The organism is Virgibacillus ihumii (assembly GCF_902726655.1).
GTDB lineage: Bacteria > Bacillota > Bacilli > Bacillales > Amphibacillaceae > Lentibacillus > Lentibacillus ihumii.
In genome coordinates this window covers 3,684,816-3,709,193 of the sequence record NZ_CACVAN010000001.1, presented here as the reverse complement: position 1 = coordinate 3,709,193, position 24,378 = coordinate 3,684,816, and the positions used below count along the sequence as shown (strand labels likewise).

Genomic DNA, 24,378 nt, shown 5'->3' with positions numbered 1-24,378 from the left:
TCTTATCCTTCCAACAGCAAGTCGTAAGGGTCTTCCAGCAGTTCTTTGATACGAACCAGGAATTGTACGGCGTCTTTTCCGTCAACGATACGGTGATCGTATGACAATGCCAGGTACATCATCGGGCGAACTTCAATGGAATCATCCGGCATAACCATTGCACGTTTTTGGATGTTATGCATGCCAAGGATACCAACCTGTGGCGCATTAAGAATTGGTGTTGACAGCATGGATCCAAAGGTTCCACCGTTTGTAATTGTAAACGTTCCGCCCTGCAGATCTTCCATCTTAAGTTCTTTATTCATCGCTTTCTTACCAAGGTTGCCAATTTCACGTTCCACCCCGGCAAAGTCGAGACGGTCCGCATCACGGACAACAGGTACGACAAGTCCTTCTTCTGTTGATACAGCAATACCGATATCATAGAATTTTTTCAGAACTAGCTCTTTGCCTTGAATCTCCGCATTAATATGAGGGAATTCCTTCAACGCGCCAATCACTGCTTTTGTAAAGAATGACATAAACCCGAGCTTGACATCATGCTTCTTAATAAAGTTTTCTTTTCGTTCACTGCGAAGCTTCATGATGTTGGTCATATCCACTTCATTGAATGTTGTCAGCATTGCCGCTTCGTGCTGAACCTCCACGAGACGATTGGCAATTGTTTGACGGCGGCGTGACATTTTCACGCGTTCAACCGGCTTGTCAAATTCCGTTTTCTCTGATTTAGCAGGCTCTTCTTTTTTCTTCGGCTTAGATTCCTTTTGTTCGTTACCGCCTTTTGCTGCTGAATCAACATCTTCCGGGCGGATACGGCCAAGTGGATCCCGTGCCTGCACACTGCTTAGGTCAATGCCAAGTTCACGTGCACGCTTGCGGGCAGCAGGTGAAGCAATAACATCTGAGCTATCCTTTGATTCTTCTTTCGTATTCTCAATTTCTGTTTCTTCTTTTTTAGGAGCTTCTTTCTTTTCTTCAGATTGGGAAGCTTCCTCTTTCGAACTATCCTCGGATTTTGGCTCGGATGATTCTTTGGCATCATCAGCAGAACCGCTATCGCCACCTGCTTCTCCGTTTTCATCAATCTTGGCAATTACGTCGCCAACTTCGACATCATCGCCTTCTTCTGCCACAACTTCCGTAATGACACCGGCATAATCGGAGTTGACCTCGACATTTACCTTGTCTGTTTCCAGTTCGACTACTGGATCGCCTTTTTCAACTTTGTCACCTTTCTTGACAAGCCACTCAGCAATTGTACCTTCTGTAATGGACTCGGCAAGCTCTGGAATTTTAATTTCATTCACTGGAATCTCCTCCTTTTGACTCGCTTATTGCTTCTTTAATAATTTGACCTTGTTCAGCTTTATGGACATTTGGTTCACCGACGGCTGGTGCAGAACGCTCGGGACGACCAATGTATCGTAAAGATTGTCCTTCCTGTAACAATTCTCTGAGGTAATCATCAACGAAATCCCAGCTGCCCATATTTTTAGGTTCTTCCTGGACCCAGACGATTTCTTCCAGATTCGGGAGTTCTTTTAATTCTTTTTCCAATTGTTTCTTTGGAAATGGATAGATTTGCTCAAGACGAAGCGCCCGAAGCCAATCAAAGTTCTCTTCTGATTCATCAATTGCTTCCTCAATATCAACCATTACCTTACCACTGCCGATCATTAGACGTTTTGCATTTTTCTTGCTGACCTTCAAGTTAGGCTGTTGACGAAGCGGTGTAAATTTACCATCTGTAAATTCTTTCGCAGCTGATGCAACACGCTGGTTACGAAGCAGACTTTTTGGTGTCATTAAGATTAATGGCCGTGCCTCTTCTTTACCGCGCATTGCTGCCTGACGACGGATCAGATGGAAAAACTGGGCAGATGATGTGACATTCGCAACCATCCAGTTATTTTCCGCGGCAAGTTGCAAGAACCGTTCAAGTCGTGCACTTGAGTGCTCTGGACCTTGTCCTTCATAACCATGTGGAAGCAGCATCACCATATTGGATTTTTCTCCCCACTTAGCCCGGCTTGCGGAAATAAACTGGTCAAAAATGACTTGTCCTGCATTCGCAAAGTCACCGAACTGCGCTTCCCAGATTACCAGCGTATTTGGCGATTCAACGCTATAACCGTATTCAAAACCAAGCACACCAGCTTCAGAGAGTGGACTATTGCGGATATCGAACGAAGCTTTTGCCTCATCCAATCCATGCAGCGGGCAATATGATTCGCCCGTATTCACATCATGTAAGACCATATGTCTGTGTGCAAAGGTTCCTCGTTCAGTATCCTGACCCGTAATTCGAATTGGAATACCATCTTTGAGGATGGAAGCATATGCCAACGCTTCTCCAGCACCCCAGTCTGCTTTTTTACCTTCCTCCAGAACATCTTTACGGCGTTTCAGGATTTTCTCCAGTTTTTTCAGTCCTGTGAACCCTTCAGGACGTTTTAACAATCCTTCATTCAATGTTTTAAGGTCATCCAACGGAACAGCTGTTTCAAATCGGTCAAGTCCGTTCGTTAATGCTTCAGGCATGCTTTTAATTTCAGGTTCCGTAGTGGTGTTTTCGCTCATACCTTCATAAACATCGCGCAGACCAGACTGAACCTGTTCTTTAATTTGCTGGAAATCATCATCATCTATTATACCTTTATCCTTTAATCGTGCTGCAAAAACATTTGCTGCAGTAGGATGTTCATCAATTGATTTATACAAGTATGGCTGTGTAGCTCTTGGCTCATCCATCTCGTTGTGACCATAGCGGCGATATCCAACCAAATCAATCAGAAAGTCCTTATGGAATTTTTGTCGATACTCATAAGCAATTTTAATCGCCGATACACATGCAATCGGATCATCGGCATTGACGTGAATAATTGGAATTTCAAATCCTTTTGCCAAGTCACTGGCATACCGGGTTGACCGTCCGTCTCCACGATTTGTTGTATAACCCAACAGATTGTTTGCAATAATATGCAGGGTACCGCCTGTCTTATAGCCAGGCAATCCACTCAGATTCAATGTTTCTGCTACAACACCTTCACCAATAAACGCAGCGTCACCATGAATCAGCACCGGGACTGCTTTACTGATGTCCAGTTGCGGATAGCCTTTTTTCGAACGCTCATCCTGGGCTGCACGGGCAAAACCTTCGACAACAGGATTTACAAATTCCAGGTGGGACGGATTATGCGCCAATGTAATCCGTGTATTTGCTTGTTCCTCATCCCTTACCTCTTTTGTCGCGCCAAAATGATATTTTACATCACCGGTCCAGCCATAGGTAACACCTGACGAGCCCTCTGACGGCATGAGCTCCTTGTCCGGTGAATGCTGAAACTCGGAAAATATTTTATCGCAGGGTTTTCCAAGCACATGTGCCAAGACACTTAAACGGCCACGGTGTGCCATTCCCATCATAATATGTTCTATTTTTTCCTCAGTTGCATATTTTACGATGCGGTCGAGCATGGGAACCATTGATTCTAAACCTTCAATTGAGAAACGTTTTTGTCCGACAAACGTCTTCTGCAAAAACCCTTCAAATCCTTCAACATGAGCCATCCGTTCAAGTAACTGCTTTTTTTCTTTATCGGAAAGTTTTAGATGAAATTCACCCGATTCAATGCGTTCAAGAAGCCATTGCCGTTCATCTTCATGATTTACATGATCATATTCAAACGTTATGGTTCCTGCATAATATTTCTTCAGTCGTTGAAAAACATCATAACCATCCCGAACATCATCAGGAGACTGTTCCCACAGCCATGATGCGGGAATACTGCGTAAATCCTCCACCGATAAACCGTAAGTTTCAGGTTGAACAAGTTCTGTTTGACGATTCTCATGTCCTACCGGGTAAATATCCGCCTCCAAATGTCCGAAACGACGAATAGCCTCAACAAGTTTCATTGCTGAGGTCAGTTTTTTAACATCATCTATGGATGTCTCTGACTTAGATACTGCCTGTGTTGTATTTCCGGTATGTTGTATCCATTCAGGAGCACCGTGCTGATCAAACAATTCTTTCATTGAAGGATCAACATTTGCAGGGTCCTGTTTAAAGAGTTCATATTGCTCTTCAATATACCCCATGTTCGGACCATAAAATTGTTCCCAGAATCCAAGACTAGATTCTTCATTCTGTGCCACGTTTTATACCCCCATTAGAAGTTAGCTTTCTCCGCTGTTGCAACGGTCATTTTACACTCAATGTTCATTATAGAACTCTACTGTAACTTCATCAACTAATATACCCTAAATAATAACCGGAAAACAATCAAATTATAAGCTTTCTATATTTTCAGGTTTTTAGCTAAATAATGGATCGTAACCTTGTAGAACGAAAACGTGCATAACAGGCCCGAAAACGTGCAAAATAAATTGCAAACCGTGCATAAAGTCATATTAACATCAATAAATACCCTGGGAATGATTGCTTTTACAATGTACTGCTGCTAATGGTTCACATTACCGGAATTATTCGGTATAATGGAATTTATAATCTGATTACATAATTTTCAACGAGGAGGAAGCGTCATGAAACTCGCATTACTGATGGGGGTTATCGTAACATTCATCGTGTCCTGCTTCACTGCCGGTTACGATGCAAAACCAGGAGTACCGAAAAAGAACCAATAAATTTTAAAAACCGACATGTATACACATGCCGGTTTTTTGATGGAAAACGTTTTTTCATATTAGCCGCGCATTTCAGTGTTACTAACGCGCATATAATTCTCAAATCGCGCATATCGCACCTGAAACCGCGCATAAATGAAATGAAATCACATATAAAATCGGAATCAGCCATTCACCCCAACTCAGGATACCCTTGCTGTCTCAACGCTTCATAAACAATAATCGCTGCTGTATTGGCCAAATTCAGCGAACGGACATTTCCGCTCATTGGAATCCGTAAACATTGCTCTTCTTTACCCTCCAGCAGACTTTTCGGTATCCCGGATGTTTCACGCCCAAATACGAAAAACAAATCGTCATTCGGATTACTGTAATCAAAATCCGTATATTGTCCTGCACCAAAGTTTTCAATATAATAATAAGTTCCCTCAGGATATGTATCGTACAATTCAGTTATCGATGCATATTCTCGAATATCTACATGTTTCCAGTAATCCAACCCGGCCCTTTTCACCATTTTATCGTCCGTGGAAAAGCCAAGCGGATGAACCAAATGCAGGGTTGCATTTGTTGCCAGACAAGTTCTGGCAATGTTTCCGGTATTTGCAGGTATTTCCGGTTGGTATAATACGATATTTAAACTCACTTCTCATTCTCCTTGCATTTTTAATAACCACATCATTATACCACTACTCACCAATCCGGAAAAATTTATAATTGATATCGGGTGTCCATGCACGGGAATCTTCATAGGACCAATAACGGTTTCGGCTGTTATCTGTATGGGCATTAACAAGCGGCATCCCATACGCATCCTTGCCGACTACAATCGTATTGTGGTCCCACCTGCCATTTCCCTGAAAATCGTAGCAAATCACATCACCCGGGATAAGGTCACCTGCTGAATCCATTTCTTTTCCCTTTAACCCGGCTGAAGAACCGCTTAAATACCACCTTAATGAATGTGCCACCGCCCAGCTATAGCTCCAGTTATCATTTTGATACCACCAGCCATCCCCCCGATTCGGCGCGCCCCGCATTGGAGCACCACCGGCATGCATGCACTGTGACACATAATTGGTGCAGTCAACATCGAACGCACGATATGCAGGATTATAACTGTTCCACCAGCGCTCAGCATACTGGACTGCAGCTCTTCTGTCATATGAAAAGCGCTCATCTGATAGACGGCGCAGGGAATCCGCCGTTAATACCGGGGTATCGCTTTGCGGTGCCGGCATACTCATTTCCTTATGTTCGATTACCTCCTCATCCTCCATTCGATATGCAAAAGGTATCACCTGTTCCTCTTGGATAAATTCATCTTGCTGCTTCAGCAAAAATGATAAGTGCAGCAGGTATTTGCAATCTTTTTTATTGTCATAAATAATCTCTTCAAAAGTGTGTCCTTTTCCGCTGATCCGGACAATTTCAGCTTCACGATCACGGCACAATGATTTTTTTCTTTCCCACCAACTGTCTTCATTCCGCTCCAGCTGAAAAAAATCCAACCACAAATCCCGTATCTTTTCCATAAAAAAATCCCCTCCATTACCATTCTATGAAGGGAAAAAACGACCATGCCTATAATGTCAACAAAAAATATCCGGCGATAAACTGCGGAACCATAACAACACCCGAAACAAACATCATGTTACGCCGTTCAGCACGACTCTGTTTACTTTCGGAATGAAAATTAGCCTGCATCTGACTTCCGCTGATGAATGCACCACTTGTCAGCCCCGCAATAATAAAGAAAAACACACCAATACCAACCGCAATCTTTCCGAACAGCTCGGTATTCCCCGAAAGCCATCCCACTAGGAACAAAATGACTGCTGTGATGACACTTATTACAAATGCCTTTTTCAATGATTTACCCCCTTTATAAGGAGTTGTTACCTTATTCTACGGGAAAATGGCTGAAAAGTTTCATGAACATGTTGTCCGACTCTTGCTCTCTCCTATTGAAGGGTGGTTTTTCCCATTTGGAGCGGGCTCTCTCCCAATTGAGTCCATTAGGTAAACGTGTCACTCGCTCGGATTAACTGATTTCCACTATTTCATGATTCAGCAAAAATTCCTTTTTATCCAGCCCGCCATTGTATCCAACCATTTTTCCATTTGCGCCAACTACCCGATGGCATGGGACAACGATTGAAAAAGGATTTTTATTTACAGCACCACCTACCGCTCGGACCGCTTTCGGTTTGCCGATCGTTTCCGCAATGTCCTTGTACGTTTTCGTTTGACCAAATGAAATCGTATCGAACAACGCCTGCCAGACCGTTTTTTGAAAGTCTGTTCCATGAAACTCAAAAGGTATCGTGAATTGCTGACGATTATTCTGGAAATATTCCTGGAGCTCACCTTTAGCTTTGATAACTATCTCAGGTTTCTTAATAAAAACAACGTCACCAAAATATCGCTCTGCCCAGTTAGTCATCTTTTCATCCAAATCAGACAATGAACCATATTCAATTCGTACAATCTTCTCCCCATCGCTGATCAAAAGCATCGTACCGACTGGTGAATCCATTTCATCATAAAATAGCTCCATCGTACTGTCCCCCGTTCGATTAGATCTCAGCCGTTTCCTGTTGGAATGCCAACCCCTTTTCCATTTCAAACAGAACCTGTTCATCTGTTTCGCTCTTCATAGCCATCTGAATTGCAGCAAATGCCTCACCCGTTCCAATTTTACCAAGTGACCATGCAGCAGTTCCGCGAATGACCGGGCGTGGATCATGCTGCATGACTTTGATCATTTCGCTGACCGCTGTTTCATCTTTATAATGTGCCAGAGCAATCAGTGCATTGCGCTGCAAGGGCTTCTTCCCGCGCCAAGAGCCGGCGATATGGCCAAAGGTGTTTTTAAATTCCCGGTTGGAAATCCGCAGCATCGGTTTAAGCTGTGGCTTGGCCACGTCCGGCTCCGGTTCAAACTCAGGATGCACATGAAAATCCACCTTTTTATTGTAGGGACAGACCACTTGGCATGTATCAAAGCCATAGATGAAGTTGCCGATTTTGGAACGGTACTCGTCATCAAGAAAACCTTTTGTCTGTGTTTGAAATGCCAGACATTTCTGAGCGTTAAGCTGCCCGCCTTGAACAAGTGCACCGGTTGGACAGGCATCCAGACATTTCGTACAGGAACCGCATCCATCAGAAAGCGGTTCATCCGGAATAAACGGTATGTTGGTAATCAGCTCGCCGAGATAAACGTATGATCCAAACTCCGGCGTAATAATCGATGTATTTTTCCCGCTGAAGCCGATTCCCGCCCGTTCCGCGACTGCACGATCAGATAACTCGCCGGTATCGACCATTACTTTTGTTTCGGCATCCGGCATTTTTTCCTGAATAAACAATGCAAGTTTCTCCAGTTTCTTCCGTAAAACTACATGATAATCAGTACCCCATGATGCGCGGCAAAACACACCTCGCCGGGCTTCTTTTGTACTTTTCGGCGAACCTTTCACACGGGATGGATAGGCCAGTGCAATGGAAAGGATTGACTTTGCTTCAGGAAGCAAGCGCTCAGGCTCTGTTCGTTCAGCAATTGACCCTTTTTCAAAACCGGACTGATAGTCGAGTTTCTGCTGCCTGCGCAGACGTTCCTTCAACTCACTGAAAACATCCGCAGCGGCAAAGCCAATTTTATCGATGCCGATTTCTTTGCTGTATGCCACTATTTCCTTTCTCAAATTGGCCGTATCCATTCGTTTTACCTTCCTTCTACTTTTGAATGACCTTCGCTGTACGCATCCGGTTCAGCACTGCGGCTATTTCGTAACGTCTGGGGCGTGCGATATCTCCCGGATGCTGATCGTTAAAGACAGTAAATGACGCCAGACCATCCTTATCCATTTGCTTCTCAACATCATCCAACAGTTGATGTACCGATCGATTGCCCAGTCCATTGGTCCGATCCAAATACTGAATGATTTCAGCAATCATCCGTGTTTGTGATTCATCCGCCAATTGCTCGGTATCGTCAAACGAAATATCCGTTTTCCCCATTAAGATTTTGGTTAAGCCTTTTGCCTGTGTTTTGGAGCGTTTACCTTTTTGCGTCTGCAACGAGTTTTGCTTAAAATAACGGTTGGTAATATCACCGAATGTTTCAGCCGACAGCGATTCCCGGTCAAGCGGGTCCTGTTCCATAATCTTTCTCGCTTCATCCGTCACATTATAAGGAACATACGCCTCCATCATAATGACAGAGTCTGCAACGGCAAAATAATCACCGGATCCACCCATGACCAAAATCGTTGAAACATCGAACTGATCACGCAACTGTTTTATTTTATCAATAAATGGTGTAATTGGCTCCTTCTCACGTCTTACAAGCTGTTGCATCCGGTGGTCACGAATCATAAAGTTCGTCGCACTTGTATCCTCATCAATCAGTAATGTTGTGGCACCCGCTTCCAATGCTTCCATCACATTGGCCGCCTGTGAGGTGCTTCCACTGGCATTTTCGGTTGAAAAGAAATCCGTATCCTGCTTATGCGGCAGGTTATTGATGAACGGTGAAATGTTAACACCGGTTATCTGCCGGCCGTCTTCCGCCCGAATTTTCACTGCATCCGGATCAGTCAGCACGTATTCCCGGCCGTCTCTGTGCGTATGAGCATAAACACCGCGCTCAACTGCTTCCAAAATGGTACTTTTCCCGTGATACCCGCCGCCGACGATGAGAGAGATACCTTTTTTAATCGCCATTCCTTTCAGTGGTTCCGTTCGATGCGGAATTTCAATCTCCACCTCATTTTCCGGCGGGCTTTGAAATGCTACAGCATCCTTCATCGGTCGATTACTGATGCCGCTCTCCCGTGGCAGAAATGCTCCATTTGCAATAAAGGAAATCCAGTTATTTTGACGCATTTCCTTCCTAATGGCTTCCTGCTGATCAGCAAGCTGTGTGGCATTAACAATTTCATCATTGGTAATCGTAAAAACGGAATTTTTAATAATAGCCGGGATGGCGGCGGAAAATAATTTTTCTGCCTCACGCCCGTTAATACGGCGTCCGTTCGCCGGCAATCCTACTGAGATACAAACCGTTATGGAGTTTGCATCTATTTGTACAGCACTGCGTTTCAATACTTCCTGACCGGGTTTGTCAAAAAAGATACTGCCACTTTTGCCTGAGCCTTTGATGACAAAATTGCCCTTCGCAATTGCCTTCCCAACTTTCCGTGCAAAAATGTCTTCAGTTGCTGTTTGCCGTGAATCCGGAGAAAGCCACTCATCTTTTAGAGCTCGTTTATCCGTTGGGATCACAACCCGTATTTTCGACGGAGTTGCAAAGGGATCCCCTTGCACATAATCAATATGAACATCAAAATCTTTGAATTTATAGCGACCTTGAATGTTTTTATATGCTTTATAGCTTTTTCCATCAATTTGCTTTAATGTTTGCATTAATTTTTGCATGTAAATCCCTCAATTTAATAGAATATCTCTTTTCAGCATACAGGCATTGCTGCTGAATATTCAAGTGAAGCAAAACAAAAGCGGAAGCGCCCGTTTAGCAACGTACAAACTGCGCCCTGCCATGCAGGGTGGGTCGGCGTTGCCGCGCAAAGCGGCGGTTTTAGCCGATCTTCCTTATCTCTGCAATGAGATAAAGGAAACACGGTGAGCTGAAAGCGAACCGATGTTGACTTATCGTAGTGAAGAGTGTGAAGTTTGCTAGTTGCTGGGCGCTGGATCTGGCCGTGGCTGTTTGGGTAATATTAATAATCCACAGGTTTATGGTCTATATTTTTCTACAATGAAAAAACGCAATGCTTCGTATGTGATGGTACGAAACACTGCGTTAAGACTTATGTAATGGAGCGGATGATGGGAATCGAACCCACATCATCAGCTTGGAAGGCTGAGGTTTTACCACTAAACTACACCCGCATATTCAATTATTAATAACCAGATTTCAATCATTCAATATTATGTATATTTTTTTATGAACATTTTTAATTATACCAAGAGGGTGATCTTAAATCAAGTCTTTTTTGAAAAGAATGTCGAACAAAGAGCTGCAACGATGTCACAGCCCCTCTACAATACGCAATTTTCCACGCCGCACTGTTCACAAACGAGAAGCTCTTTAAAATAATCCACTTTCTTCAATAAAAAATATTTATTATCATTATCAATAATTCCTCGTTCCTTCCATTTGTTCACTATACGGCTGACCGTTTCCCGTGAAATTCCGATATGCTTACTGATATCCTGGATCATAATTGGCTCCGTTATGCGCACTCCCTCAGGTGTTACCACCCCGTACATATTGGAATAGCGGATAAATACAGATGCCACAGCACCTTCTGATCCAAACGCAATATAATCACGAATTTTGGCCTTGCTTGCCTCGAGCGATTCAGCAACCCATCTGGTAAAATGCAGTCCAATTCCACCATTATCCGTCAGTATGTTTTCCAATGTCTGATTCTCAATACGATATAATACAGAGTTCATGACAGCTTCAGCAGTATTGGAATATTTAAGGCTGCTGAAAACACCAACCTCACCAAATGCATCATCTCTCCGCCGGGTAAAAATCGTCAGTTCCTTGTTCGGACCAGTTCGCTTAAAAAGTCTGATTTCGCCTGTATGTATAAAATATAAATAATCGGATGAATCACCTTCATTATAAATGGTTTCACCTTTTGTGAATTCCATTTTTTCGGAATTTGCAAACAATACATTCGCATCTTCCTTGCTCATACGCTGCAATAGTGGTTCCATATTATTCCACCTCCTATACTAACTACTTTCCATTATACCTCATTCTTAAACTGAAATTGTGATAAATATCACTTATAATAATATTTACAAGCATTCAGATAAATTATAGAATGGATTTAATTGCAAGGAGGCGAGTAGTGTGTCAGTTTATCCAATTATTTTATCACAAACAATGTTCACCCACCGTGATAATCTGCATTATCCATTTGAGGAACGGGGATTACAATTCGGTGACGGTGTATATGAAGTCATCCGGATTTATAACGGATCCTATTACCTGCTTCAGGAGCATGTTGACCGTCTTTTCCGTTCCGCTGAAGCTATTAAACTTGTACTGCCATTTTCCAAAAATGAGATTACCAATCTGTTACTGGACCTGCTGGAACGAAACAACATGTCTGAAGACGGCAAAGTATATTTGCAGTCCACCCGCGGTTCAGCACCAAGAGACCATACTTTTCCGAAAAATGTCGAAGCAAACGTGTATGCATATGTTCAGGATTTACCAAGAAACAAAAAGAATCTCGAGAATGGCGTCTCTGCCATAACCCGGCATGACAGCCGGTGGGATTATTGCTATATTAAGAGCTTGAATTTACTTCCTAATGTGCTCGCAAAGCAGGAAGCAAAGGAAAATGGCTCCTTTGAAGCAATCTTTCATAAAGATGGTCTGGTAACTGAATGCAGCTCATCGAATGTTTATTTAGTGAAAGACGGTGAGATTCATACACACCCGGCATCAAATGGTATTCTTCACGGTTGTGTTCGCATGCGGGTTGAGCAGTTTTCCGCAGACTTGTCCTTGCCGTTTGTTGAAAATAGCTTCTCAGTAGATGATATAGCAGACGCTGATGAGTTATTCCTTTCAAGCAGTACTGCAGAAGTTATGCCAATTGTGTCAGTCGATGGTACCAAAATTGGAAACGGACAGCCTGGCAAGATAACCCGTCAGCTTCAGGAAGCATACGAAAAAGATGCCAATATTATAAGACATACCGTGTAGCCTTTTGTTTTTACAAAAGGCTTTTTTCAGCATTCCTTACTGATTAAGTGCAACGATGGCTGTCACCTAAGGCTTGATGGCAACCAAGTTTTCTAAGATTCATATCATGAAACAATAAGGGAGAGAAAATTGTATGCGTAATGAATCAAAACGGGCCTTAACCGCAGAGGATTTGAAGAAGATTGATGTGTACAGTGATCCGCAATTTAATCCGGACGGCAATGGTTATACCTTTGTTTCCACAACAGTGAATGATAAAAACGAATATGAATCGCATTTATTTTATCAAAAGCTGAATGAATCCGAACCGGTGCAATGGACATTCGGCAAAAATAATAACAGCAGCCTGTGCATTTCGCCGGATGGCAGTCGTGCAGTGTTCCAATCAGACCGGAACGGAGGGACACCGCAGCTTTACCTGTTACAAATGAATGGTGGTGAGGCAAAGCAGCTGACGACCTTCAAAAATGGTGCGACCTCCCCCATCTGGTCCAAAGATGGCAGCAAAATCTTTTTCCAGGCAGCGCTTGAAACAAATGACGATGTAACAAATCAGCGTGAATGGACAAAGGATGAGCGGGAAAAAGAGCAGGCGGAAAAAAGCAAAAAACCGCTCGTAGTGACTCGCCTGAAATATAAGTCCGATGCGAGAGGACTTCACGACGAAAAGCGTGCACAGATAGTATCACTCAAGTTGAATGAAGAAAGGTTTGAACAATTAACGACAGCAGATGCTGACCACCATTTGGAAGATGTATCACCAGACGGAAGGACTATCCTATTTTCAGCAAATCTTAATGATAATGAAGACTTTGAACTAACAAATGATCTATTTTTACTTCACCTGATGACGAAGGAACAGGTGCAATTGACCGACGGAAAAGGTGCATACGGCAATGCCCGGTTCGCTCCGGAGGGGAACAAAATTGCCTGTTTCGGTCATGAATATTCACATCAGGGTGCCACACTGAGTGAATTGTATATGTTTGATGTCCAATCCCGGAAACGTACTTGTCTGAGTAGTAAGTGGGACATGCAACTAGGCGATACAATGATTGGTGATACCAGGATCGGGCAATCAACAGAGGGCCCGGTTTGGTCAAAAAATGGAAAACACATCTTTTTCCTTGCTACAGATTATGGAGCAACGGGGCTGTACCAAATCAATCCGGCTGCAGAGCTTCAGGTGCTCTATAAAAACGATAATCATGTATTTGGTTTTTCCTATGATTCAACCGACGGAAAGTTTATTTTGGGAATCAGCACACCGACCAATCCATGTAATTTTTACCTGCTGGACGAGCACGGTCTGCAGCGAATGACCAATGGAAATAATGACCTGCTTGGAGAAGTCGTATTAAGTGAACCGGAAACCTTGACATATAAAGCGGAAGACGGCTGGGAAATTCAAGGATGGATATTAAAGCCATATGGGTTTGAAGAAAGTAAAAAATACCCGCTTGTGCTCGAAATCCATGGCGGACCGCATGCCATGTATGGTCAGACATTCTTCCACGAACTACAGCTGCTGGCAGCCCAAGGGTATGTCGTTCTTTACACAAACCCGCGTGGAAGCCACGGATACGGTCAGACTTTTGTTGATGCATGCCGTGAGGATTATGGTGGAAAAGACTTTACTGACTTAATGGCTGCCGTTGATTTTGTATTGGCCAACGATGACTATATAGACGAGAATCGGCTTGGTGTAACCGGAGGCAGCTATGGCGGGTTTATGACCAACTGGATTGTCGGGCATACCAACCGGTTCAAAGCTGCAGTAACCCAACGCTGTATCAGCAACTGGCTGAGTTTTTACGGCGTGAGTGATATCGGTTATTTCTTTACCAAATGGGAGTTGGGCAAAAACCTGCTTGAGGATCCGGAAAAACTGTGGGAATTTTCCCCGCTCAAGTACGCCGAAAATGTCGAGACACCATTGTTAATCGTCCACGGTGAAAGAGATCTCCGTTGTCCGATTGAGCAAAGTGAACAAATGTTTATTACGCTCAAAAATCTTCGAAAAGAAGTCGAATTTGTCCGCTTTCCGGGTGCAAATCATGAGCTGAGCAGGAGCGGTGATCCGGATATGCGGCTGGCGCGCCTGAACCATATCATACGCTGGTTTGAAACACATTTATAAAGTAATACTACCCGTTAAAACGGATAAAAAAACAAACGGCTGACATCAACTTCGATGTCAGCCGTTTGTTTTATTCGTTACTCATATATTTATCCAAAAATGCTTTCATTTTTCTCACATATTTATCTTTGGCGATAACGAAAGATTCACCATGGTTTGCACCATCCACAGTCATAATTTCCGCTTCACTTTTCGTATTTTCATAAAGTTTATAGCTCATCTTTGTCGGAACAAATGTGTCTGCTTTTCCGTGAATATACAAAATTGGGACTTCTGCCTTTTTCACCTGTTTCAACGCCGAGGCGCCCTTCAATGAATAACCTGCCTTAAATTGTGTAACCAGGCTGGTGCTTGGCAGAATCGGAATATCCGGCAAATGATACATCCGTTCCATCTGATATTCAAACATGCCATATACACTCGTGTACGGACTGTCAGCTATAATTGCCTTAACGTTGTCCGGAAGATCCTCACCGCTTGCCATCAATACAGTCGCAGCTCCCATCGACACACCATGCAGCACGATTTCCGTGTCTTCCCCGTACTTTTTCACAATCTTATTAACCCAGTCAATCAGGTCAAGTCTGTCGTGCCAGCCGAAGCCAATATATTCACCTTCACTCGCACCATGTCCGCGTGCATCAGCCGTAAAAATATTATAGCCCATTTTTTCATAATAGTACTTGCCATATAACCCCATATCCATTGCATCGCCAAGGTATCCATGGGCAAAAACAACCACCTTGTTTGTCGGCTTTTCCGCCTCAAGGAAGTATCCCTTCAATTCCAGCCCATCGTACGACGTCATCGTCCACTTATCAAAGTCCTGTTTATCAACCCAGGTTCGCCAGTCACCATCCAAGAGAACTTCCATTGTTTCAGCGGAAACTTCCAGATCATCATTTCCCTGCAGGAAATCCTTCTCACCACGGTCAATTGCCAAATTATAAAAATAAAAACTTGCAATCATATCTATAATAAATAAAGCACTTATAACAGCAACTAAAATCTTCAGCCATTTTTTCCGTTTCACATCTTCTCCCCTTTCTTGGAAAAACTTAGCATCCTCTAATAGCGAGTGCCGAAGTTTTTCTTAACTGCCAAAAGAGTCTCTTATTCTATTATACTAAAAAAAACGGAAATATTCGCCCAATATATGCTGGTACTTCCATGCAAAAGGGGAAAAGTTTGGCTGCTGAGTAAATTTTATAGATTCAAATCATGCTTCACCTCTTTGAGTTGTTCTGTATGCCGCATTTCATGATAGGCAACAAAAGGTATCCATTGTTTCAGTGATAACTCGCCAAATTGCGGATGCGGGTACATTCGCTCTTCAAGCAGCGTTTCATCAGCATTAATAGCAGTATCCGCAAGCAGCTTATGGCTGCTTTCCAGTTTTTGTATCAGTTCTTTACGTGTTGCAAAGTCATCTCCAGGAATAACAAAATCCGATGCATCCACTTTTTTTTCACGGTTGACCGTAAGCTCAATTGGTTTATCGGAAATATCCTTCCTTTCCCCTTCTTCCAGCTGTTTTTGTATTATTTTAGCAATAGCGCCTTCCATCAAATATAAGTGCTCCAGTATCTGTTTTATGGACCATCTATCCTCTGCAGGTCTTTTGTTAATATGTTCATCAGAAAGTCCTTCCGTTTCTGCCAGCATAGTAGTGCGGGCGCGTTCATTTAATTTCATACATAATCCCCCCAAAATTTAGTGGAACACTTTATTATAGCAATCTTTCACTCCATTTAAAAAAGATTGACCAGTAAATGGCCAATCTTTTAATCAAACATATCTTCTTTCCATCAGATGAATGCCTACCCCGGTCATCAGCACCCCCATCAGCAGTAAAATACTCATTGGAAACAGCAATTCATCAACTGGCTGTCCATAAATCGCTGCACCATACAAAATTTCCATGCCATACGTGATTGGATCGAATTTTGACAGCAACAGCATTATTTCGGATTGGACAATTTCAAGTGGCCAGTACGCACCGCCAATCATCGCCATACTTACTGCAAGTATCGGGATCATCGCGTTAAATTGCTGAACGGTTTTTACAATCCCGGTTACCAGAATCGACAACGCAACGATAGCAAACACATATGGAGTGATCAGCAGCAGCGACTCCCAAAACCTGCCATTAAAATCGATACCGACCCAATAACGGAAAACAAGAAACACGATGACCACCTGTAAGTAACCGGTTAAAAAGGTGTACAGAAAATTTGCTGTATACATTTCCCATTTCTTTACAGGTGACAGAATGATCCGATCCCAAATGCCCTCTTTTTTCTCAAGTAACACATAAAACACATTATAGGCAATCGTGTAAATGACAAAAAACAATGTGAAGCCGAACAACGTATGCAATTTCATGTCAAACGAGTCTGCTTTTGACCCGTTAAAATAACTTGACTCCATGGAGAACACGGCATCGGCAGCTGCCAATTGTTCCATGAATTCTTTTTTCTCTGAAGGACTGGCCGCACCACCTTCATTTGCAATATTATTATATTGCGCTTTTTTCAAATACGCCTCACGTACTGTCTGATGTACCAGATTTGCATTTGCTGAAGATACACCGACAATAACATCATAATCATTTTTACTCAGGAGCAGCCCAACTTCGACATTCCCGCTATGAACCTGCTGCTCTACCCGTTCTTTTGATACCCACTCAAAGGAAAAGGCATCGGATTGTTCAAGTGTCTCACCGACAGCAGAATCACGGATGGAACCATTCTCGGTATAAACAGGCACTGTAACAGTTGCGGGGTTTCCAGACCCCAGAACGAGTGCAAAACCAACCGACATCACAACCATAATAATGAATGTCCATGGATTACGCAGGAACATTTTCACTTTTGCCATGAAAATACCAATCACAGGACTTGCCCCCTTTTCGGAAAACTGAATGCAGCAATACAAATCAATACGACAGCAAAAACTCCCAGAAAAATCAGATGCTCCCAGGAAGAAGACATACCGCTGCCTCTGATTACATTCAGATAAGCAGTCATCCCAGCCCCGTTTGGCGTGAGGTTGCCAATCTTACTCATTATTTCGGCAAACTGCCCGATAGGGAAAAAGCTTCCTCCCAGAAAGGCTAATACAGATATGATAATATTGGAGAAAAAATTAATAATCATTTCCGAATTGAAACGATAGCTGATTGCCACCACTAAAACAGATAACCCACCTACCGCGACTGCCATAGCAAGTGTTACAATCAAAAACCCAGCTACATCCAGCCATGCGACACCGAAGAAAAGCCATGCTGCACCAAACACGATGAACAGATGAATAAATGCGAAAATTGCCCCGGCAAGCAGCACTCCTGTAAAATAAACCCATCTGGATACATCCGCCAATATAATCCGGTTAAAAACATGCATTTTTCTCTCACGAAACGCATAGGAGCCTATTGTCGAGGCGATAAACAGCACATTCATCACCGCCATTCCAATTGCATAATAATCCTTGGCTGATACCGGTTCAGCCTGATCCACTGACTTGATATCACCGGTGATTTTTTCTGCATCCACCTGTATCGCGTCCATCGCAATTCCCTTAGTCCGAACAAAGTTCACCAACGTCAGGTTCTCTTGGTATCGCTGCAGAACATTTTGTACAACCGATGCCGCAATATCTTTTTCGCCGTTTTCATAAACCTTCAGTGAAGACTGTGATTTTTTATCAAGCAAAAGCTTCTGCAATGTTTGATACGTGAAATGATCCGGAACCTCAATAATCACTGCATATGAATCATCCTGCAAAACTTTGTCCAGATTGGCAGGTTTTACAGTCTCCATCGTCACAATATCCCGCAGACCTTCACTTTTAAAAATAGTTCTAATCCGCTGTATTGGTGCCATTTGCTCAGCAGCCCGTTGTATTCTGTTTATCTTCTTTTCCGGTAGTTTACTGTCCTCTCCTACATCTTTCACAAATCGGTCAATCTGCTTTTGCTCATTTCCGTTTTCCACAATGGCAACTTTTGCTTCAATCGAGGTTGTTTCGCCATTCATCACTCCGCCAAGAGCTACACCCAGAATCAAAATTAAGATAAGCGGAAGTCCAATCAGCAAAAGCAGCTGAAATGGATTACGAAGCAAAGTCAAACCGATTTTCTTTATAATTTGCCAGATCATTGAATCACCCCTAATCCCTTAAAGCTCTTCCGGTAAGATGCAGGAAAACATCTTCAAGCGTAGGAGTCTGCACGTTAACGGATGTGAGCTCAATTCCCGCTTCCTCCGCATATTTCAGAATGGTACCAAACACATTTGTTTCCTTTGGCACAATGACACTGCATGCTTTTTCCTCTACGGTAACGCGGCTGATTGTCGGATCATTTTGTAATGCCCCGATAAACGTATCATTCCAGCGCGTTGCCTGAATCGAAACTGATTTTTCCGCTGAAAGAATCTGCTTGATTTCCTCCTGGGTACCTGACGCAATTAAGTTTCCTTTGTCCATGATATAAATCCGGTCACAAAGAAATTCAACTTCTTCCATATAGTGACTGGTGTATAAAACCGTCATCTTTTTCTCCTTATTCAACCGCTTTACTGTTTCCAGAATGTAGCTTCGTGACTGTGGGTCAATCCCTACTGTCGGCTCATCCATAATAATCAATTCCGGATTATGCAGGAGTGCCACACCAATATTCAGTCGGCGTTTCATTCCCCCTGAAAATTTTTTAACGACATCTTTCCGTCGCTCCGTGAGACCGATCAAATGAAGCACATCATCGATTCTCCTTTTCAATTCGGTGCCTGATAATCGATAAATTCTGCCGAAAAACTGTAAATTTTCCTGCGCGGTTAAATCATCATACAGCGCTATTTCCTGTGGCACCATGCCAATCACTTTACGAATTGGTCCCGGACTGTCAATAATGCTGACATTCCGAAAGCGAACATCCCCTTCCGTCGGCTCAGTCAATGACGAAAGCATCGAAATCGCCGTTGACTTACCTGCACCGTTTGGCCCAAGCAGACCAACAATTTCACCTTCTTCGATAAACATATTAACGTTCTTTACCGCATAAAACTGTTTAAATTTCTTGGACAAATCAACAAGCTCCAGCATCTCCCTGCCTCCTCTAAATATAGTGTAATGCCATCCCACTAATTCGCACACTAACTCAGGTCATTGATTTCCGGAAATTACGGTGACTATAGTCATAACACGAGAAACTATACCCACGGCTTACAGATTCTGGTTGTTCAGCGGGATTAGGAATTTTGTTCGGCGCGATAGCACGATTTTCCGTTTAATCTGAACCCTTACATCATGTGTTACGGAGCGATTCTTGAACGCATGCAGCACAAATAAAAAAGACCCTCCAATCAGAAAGTCTTTTAATCATTCACCTATTCCATGCTTCACTGCAAAAATCGCCAGCTGTGTCCGGTCACGAAGGTCTGTTTTTTGTAAAATATGCGTGATTTTATTTTTAACAGTGCCGATTGACAAAAACAATTCATCAGCAATTTCTCTGTTTGTTTTTCCCTGCCCTACCAAGTAGGTCACCTTTTGTTCTCTTGGTGAAAGATCAGCTTCAACAGATGACTTTTCCGCTGTTCCTTCCAGCAAACGCGGCATAACCTTTGCAGCTACCTCATCATGAATGGTCAGGCCTCCTTTCATACAGCTGTACACCGCTTCAATCAATTTTGCCGAATCGGACGTTTTAAGCAAGAACCCATTGGCACCCTCCCGTAACGCCTGCAGTGCATATTCATCATCATTGAATGTTGTCAACATCAGTATTTTTACATCGGGCCAGCATTTCTTGATTTCTCTTGTTGCTTCAATGCCGTTCATGACTGGCATCCGAACATCCATCAAAACAAAATCAACAATATTTTTTTCCAAAATTGTTATTGCTTGCTGTCCATTTTCCACATCATGGTCAACTTTGATATTTTCGTCCTGTTCCAAAATCACCTTTAACCCTTGTCTGACAATATCCTGATCCTCCGCAATCAGTACCCGCCACATCACGTCAACCCCCTATTCACCCGGAATGGTTCCTTGAACAACAAACTTTTCCGCCGTCTGATAAATCTGTAACGTACCATGCACCTCGTCCACCCTTTCTTTCATATTGGACAGTCCAAATCCATACGTAAATGGGACCGCATGAAATATCTGGTTGATTACTTCAAAAGAAACCCCGCCGTTTGCAGATTTCCCCAAAATGATCTGCACTTCACGTGACTGTGCATGACGCATCGTGTTCGTTAATGCTTCTTGAATGGCACGGTACAACACAATACTGCTTTGATTGGAAAGTTTTACAGACAGCACACCCTGTTTCATCGTGAATTGCACAAGAATGTGGCTTTCCGCCTCCAGCTTACGAATCAAATGCACCACTGTTGCCAACCCTTCCTGCTCATTCTGCTGCAATGTTTGCACCGCCTGTCTGATTTCGTCAAGACTCTCCTGTGCTATTTTTTTCAGTTCTTGATACTCCGGTTTTTGCTGCTGAATGGAAAGCATTTCAAGTTTCATAATCAGCGCTGTCAACCGGTGTCCAACTGAATCATGGATGTCCCGGGCAATTTTTGTCCGCTCTTCCAGCCGTGCGTTATTTTCAGCGGTAAGATTCATCCGTTTTAATTTACGGTACTCCTCCAGCATTTGTTCGTATTGCTCAGCCTGCCCTTTCCGCTCCATTACCAGACGATTCAAAGCAAACACCATAAAGTAAAACAACCCACTGAGAATAATCAACTCAAGCGCATAATCCGCATACAGCAAAGCTATGTGCACAGATAACAAAAAATTAATAAAAATATATGTAATCAGAATTCTTCGTTGTAATCGATACAGGGAAACCACCGTGACAAAATACAGCAGCAATAAAGTATAGAAAGCGGAATCAGTCCATAGGATACCATGAACAAAAATAACAGTCGATAAGCCGAAACAGATAACAAACATTTCTTTATGGATGGATAAAAAGAAAAATAATCCCAGCGATAGTGCGGCAAAAAATATACTAAGCGCTGCATACTCACTATCCTGTAAAATAATGAGTCCCCACAGACCGCTGAAAATCACCAGCCGAAACCAGAAAGTCTTCACATGAATTCCCCCCGCTTTCCAAATGATGCCTTTATTATATCGTATAATAAGAAACATTTGAGACAAAGGGGTGTTTTTATCTAAAAACTGATGCAGGAAATCGATTATCTGGCAGTCAATATTTCTTATGACTGTATTGTTGTGCAGCATAATTTGGGAAGGGTGGGATAATCTGTCCCGGTATGAAGTATACAACAGAACCAATGATTCACTTTATCGGAAGTACATGCGTGACCAAAGTATGCATAATACCATAAAACAGCCCGTCATCATGAGAATATTGGACCATTTCCTAAAAATTACCACATGAATCATCACTTTTGTAGTATACTATAGTAGACAGGTCTATACAGGGTGAGGCTTCTTTCGGGAAGCAGTAAAAAGTATCACTCTTTTTACTTGGCGGCTCGGAATCCCCAGAAAGGGGTGAGCGAGTGATTGAAATTGACAAGACTCTCGAGTTGATGTTGATGTTTGGAACACTCGTAGTTTTACTTGTTGGCAGCCATGAAAAGAAGTAATCACCCTGTCGTCTCCGTAAACGTGGGGTAATTACTCTTTTGTGAAAAATCCCGATTCGGAGTCGCCGCGCCTTGCGGATAACTGTCCGGGTCGCAAGTTACAGCTTGCGGCCCGCTTATTGACTCCGAAAAATTACAACCAATGTAATTCTATTTCCTTCCACTTGAAATTATTCATCATTTTCAATTTACTTGCCAACTAGTTCATAAGTTTCGGTACACTTTTGCAACTCGTGAATTATTAATACTTTTGTCTTAATTAAATCGTATCATAACCCGTCATAATCGTCTATTAAAATGATTCATTACAGAAATTCGTTTTATGAGAAAAAACTAGACTGTCGATTGTGAAATTTGTTGAAAATATTTTTTTCTGATTATAATAACATGATTCCAGCTGCTCTTGCGATGAATTTTATTTTCCCGTCAAATATCCATTTACAGCACCATTACCATATGCTCCTCGTCAAGAAAGCCTTCCCCGAATTGAATAGCTTTTTTATGTGTTCCAATCGGGACAAACCCCTGTGCGTAATACATGCTTTTCGCGGTAGTATTGGTAGTAACTACTGACATACATACCTGACTGACACCATCGAGCGACCTGGCATGTTCGACCGCCGTTTGCATCAGTTTTTTTCCAATACTCTTCCCCCTGTATGCAGGAGTGACATACATTCCAAAAACACTGGAGCGATGACTGATCTTATTTTTTGTTTCACGAACAAGTGCAACCATCCCGATCAGATTATCCTCCCTGAACGCACCAAAATTGAACGCTGCATCTGATTGCAGTCTGACTTTATAATCATCCTCCGACATTTTTTCGGCTTCCTCGTGACTGGTCAGGAATGCTTCAGGGCTGTTCAGCAATGCTTCCAGGCGCAGCTTCCGATATGCTCCGGCATCTTCTGGTTCCAATAATCGTATTTCCATTTTGCTCCATCCCCTTTTCTCTATAAACCAATATTCTACATGAAATGATATTTTCCTTCTTAAAATTGAAAAACGTCCCCCTGTAACTTGGAACGTTTTTCTTTTACTATATGTTTTATTGCTTTTGGTTCATGACAGCTCTTTTCAATTATTTTTACCGGCAGTCTCTTGCTCAGTGCGATCATCATATAACGCTGGTTTTTCTAAAAGCATCCCATCAAATAAATGAACGATTCAGTCATAAAAATTGTTTGGCAGACATATGACTGATATAATTTCTCGTATATAAGAAGAAGGAAGTGTGAAATTTGGAATACGAGGCTGGCCTTATGTTGGAAGGTGGAGGTATGCGCTGCGCCTTCACAATTGGCGTACTGGATTACTTTCTTGAGCACAGGATTGAATTCCCTTATGTTGCGACAGCATCAGCCGGAGCATTAATTGGAAGTTCCTATATTGCCAAGCAGCGTGAGCGGAACATTCAACTGCTTCATGCTATTGGCAAGAATCAGCAAGCCATATCCATCAAACGGCTGCTGCAAAAAAAAGAATTGTTCAGCATGGATTTTATTTTTGAAAAACTGGCAAATCAAACTTTCCCGCTTGAATTTCAGGCTTTCAGCGAAGCAGAGTCCAAATTTATCATCGGTACAACCGATATAAATACCGGAACACCCATTTTTTATGATACATTCCAAAAGCAGAAAGATCTTTCAACGATTATCAGAGCTTCCTGCTCATTACCCGTTTTAGCCCCCAGTATTGATTATAACGGAAAACAATTAATTGACGGCGGTGTATCTGACCCTATACCAATTACTCCATTGGTTAATTTGGGCATAAAAAAACATGTTGTCATTCTTACCCGAAATAAAGGTTATATTAAAAAACCGACAAAACTAAACTGGTTTTTCAAGCGATTTTTTAAGAATAAACCTGAACTGATCAAACTGCTGCACGACAGGCATTTGCTTTATAATGACACAATGAAGAAATTACTTGCCATGGAAAAGCGCAACGAAGTCTTTATTATCCAGCCTGAAAAGCCGCTGGAAGCAAGCAGAATTGAAAAAAGCCATTCTAAGCTTGAAGCATTATATCACCAGGGTTATCAAGAAGCGGAAAGAAAACATACTGCATTGCAAAAGTTCCTGCAAAGTACAGAAAAACCGTCCTATAATTTTTCACATAATATTTAAGGACTTATCCAATCTCACAGATTGCTTGCTGATTAAAGGTGAGTTCAATTTATTTTAAATCCT

The 24,378-nt window shown here is 42.5% G+C and carries 20 protein-coding genes and 1 tRNA gene; 3 read left to right on the top strand and 18 right to left on the bottom strand.

Going from position 1 to position 24,378, the window contains the following annotated elements; genetic code table 11:
* Positions 1-2: 2 nt before the first annotated feature.
* The 10 genes from odhB to HUX68_RS18350 form a co-directional block, all read right to left on the bottom strand.
* Positions 3-1,307 (bottom strand): 2-oxoglutarate dehydrogenase complex dihydrolipoyllysine-residue succinyltransferase, encoded by a 1,305-nt coding sequence (gene odhB / locus HUX68_RS18395; protein ID WP_174616157.1) that lies wholly within the window; start codon positions 1,305-1,307, stop codon positions 3-5.
* The gene (locus tag HUX68_RS18390) at positions 1,300-4,158 is read right to left on the bottom strand and encodes a 2-oxoglutarate dehydrogenase E1 component (protein ID WP_174616156.1); all 2,859 of its coding nucleotides are present in this window, start codon (positions 4,156-4,158) and stop codon (positions 1,300-1,302) included. The genes odhB and HUX68_RS18390 overlap by 8 nt, the downstream gene beginning before the upstream one ends.
* Before the next feature lie 661 nt (positions 4,159-4,819).
* Positions 4,820-5,293, bottom strand: a complete 474-nt coding sequence (gene trmL, locus HUX68_RS18385; protein ID WP_174616155.1) for a tRNA (uridine(34)/cytosine(34)/5-carboxymethylaminomethyluridine(34)-2'-O)-methyltransferase TrmL — start codon at positions 5,291-5,293, stop codon at positions 4,820-4,822.
* Positions 5,294-5,336: 43 nt separating this feature from the next.
* Entirely contained in the window at positions 5,337-6,182 is an 846-nt protein-coding gene (locus tag HUX68_RS18380; protein ID WP_174616154.1) for an amidase domain-containing protein, read from the bottom strand.
* A 49-nt stretch (positions 6,183-6,231) separates the two neighbouring features.
* Positions 6,232-6,519: a DUF5316 family protein gene (locus HUX68_RS18375; protein ID WP_174616153.1), complete on the bottom strand. Its 288-nt coding sequence runs from the start codon at positions 6,517-6,519 to the stop codon at positions 6,232-6,234.
* A 172-nt stretch (positions 6,520-6,691) separates the two neighbouring features.
* A complete protein-coding gene (locus tag HUX68_RS18370; protein WP_174616152.1) occupies positions 6,692-7,207 on the bottom strand; it encodes a methylated-DNA--[protein]-cysteine S-methyltransferase in 516 nt (171 codons plus the stop codon).
* A gap of 19 nt (positions 7,208-7,226) precedes the next feature.
* The gene (gene queG / locus HUX68_RS18365; protein ID WP_174616151.1) at positions 7,227-8,372 is read right to left on the bottom strand and encodes a tRNA epoxyqueuosine(34) reductase QueG; all 1,146 of its coding nucleotides are present in this window, start codon (positions 8,370-8,372) and stop codon (positions 7,227-7,229) included.
* Between the two features lie 16 nt (positions 8,373-8,388).
* The gene (locus HUX68_RS18360; RefSeq protein ID WP_174616150.1) at positions 8,389-10,092 is read right to left on the bottom strand and encodes an ABC-ATPase domain-containing protein; all 1,704 of its coding nucleotides are present in this window, start codon (positions 10,090-10,092) and stop codon (positions 8,389-8,391) included.
* A 400-nt stretch (positions 10,093-10,492) separates the two neighbouring features.
* Positions 10,493-10,566, bottom strand: a tRNA-Gly gene (locus tag HUX68_RS18355).
* Between the two features lie 150 nt (positions 10,567-10,716).
* The gene (locus HUX68_RS18350) at positions 10,717-11,406 is read right to left on the bottom strand and encodes a Crp/Fnr family transcriptional regulator (RefSeq protein WP_174616149.1); all 690 of its coding nucleotides are present in this window, start codon (positions 11,404-11,406) and stop codon (positions 10,717-10,719) included.
* Between the two features lie 139 nt (positions 11,407-11,545).
* On the opposite strand from HUX68_RS18350, the gene dat reads away from it, so the two are divergent.
* Entirely contained in the window at positions 11,546-12,409 is an 864-nt protein-coding gene (gene dat, locus HUX68_RS18345; RefSeq protein ID WP_174616148.1) for a D-amino-acid transaminase, read from the top strand.
* A gap of 133 nt (positions 12,410-12,542) precedes the next feature.
* On the top strand, positions 12,543-14,549 hold the full coding sequence (locus HUX68_RS18340; protein ID WP_174616147.1) for a S9 family peptidase: 2,007 nt from the start codon (positions 12,543-12,545) through the stop codon (positions 14,547-14,549).
* Positions 14,550-14,619: 70 nt separating this feature from the next.
* Here the strand turns inward: HUX68_RS18340 and HUX68_RS18335 are convergent, their stop codons facing one another.
* The 8 genes from HUX68_RS18335 to HUX68_RS18300 form a co-directional block, all read right to left on the bottom strand.
* Positions 14,620-15,582 (bottom strand): alpha/beta hydrolase, encoded by a 963-nt coding sequence (locus HUX68_RS18335; RefSeq protein WP_246206717.1) that lies wholly within the window; start codon positions 15,580-15,582, stop codon positions 14,620-14,622.
* Between the two features lie 173 nt (positions 15,583-15,755).
* The gene (locus HUX68_RS18330; protein WP_174616146.1) at positions 15,756-16,244 is read right to left on the bottom strand and encodes a DinB family protein; all 489 of its coding nucleotides are present in this window, start codon (positions 16,242-16,244) and stop codon (positions 15,756-15,758) included.
* Between the two features lie 93 nt (positions 16,245-16,337).
* Positions 16,338-17,444: an ABC transporter permease gene (locus tag HUX68_RS18325; protein ID WP_174616145.1), complete on the bottom strand. Its 1,107-nt coding sequence runs from the start codon at positions 17,442-17,444 to the stop codon at positions 16,338-16,340.
* Positions 17,441-18,709 (bottom strand): ABC transporter permease, encoded by a 1,269-nt coding sequence (locus HUX68_RS18320; protein WP_174616144.1) that lies wholly within the window; start codon positions 18,707-18,709, stop codon positions 17,441-17,443. The genes HUX68_RS18325 and HUX68_RS18320 overlap by 4 nt, the downstream gene beginning before the upstream one ends.
* A 10-nt stretch (positions 18,710-18,719) precedes the next feature.
* Positions 18,720-19,652 carry an ABC transporter ATP-binding protein gene (locus tag HUX68_RS18315; protein WP_174616143.1) on the bottom strand — a complete coding sequence of 311 codons (933 nt, stop codon included), beginning with the start codon at positions 19,650-19,652 and terminating at the stop codon, positions 18,720-18,722.
* A 276-nt stretch (positions 19,653-19,928) separates the two neighbouring features.
* Positions 19,929-20,567, bottom strand: a complete 639-nt coding sequence (locus HUX68_RS18310) for a response regulator transcription factor (RefSeq protein ID WP_174616142.1) — start codon at positions 20,565-20,567, stop codon at positions 19,929-19,931.
* Positions 20,568-20,579: 12 nt separating this feature from the next.
* Positions 20,580-21,659: a sensor histidine kinase gene (locus HUX68_RS18305; protein WP_174616141.1), complete on the bottom strand. Its 1,080-nt coding sequence runs from the start codon at positions 21,657-21,659 to the stop codon at positions 20,580-20,582.
* A 959-nt stretch (positions 21,660-22,618) separates the two neighbouring features.
* A complete protein-coding gene (locus HUX68_RS18300) occupies positions 22,619-23,116 on the bottom strand; it encodes a GNAT family N-acetyltransferase (RefSeq protein ID WP_174616140.1) in 498 nt (165 codons plus the stop codon).
* Positions 23,117-23,445: 329 nt separating this feature from the next.
* On the opposite strand from HUX68_RS18300, the gene HUX68_RS18295 reads away from it, so the two are divergent.
* Positions 23,446-24,315 carry a patatin-like phospholipase family protein gene (locus tag HUX68_RS18295; RefSeq protein WP_246206716.1) on the top strand — a complete coding sequence of 290 codons (870 nt, stop codon included), beginning with the start codon at positions 23,446-23,448 and terminating at the stop codon, positions 24,313-24,315.
* Positions 24,316-24,378: the final 63 nt, after the last annotated feature.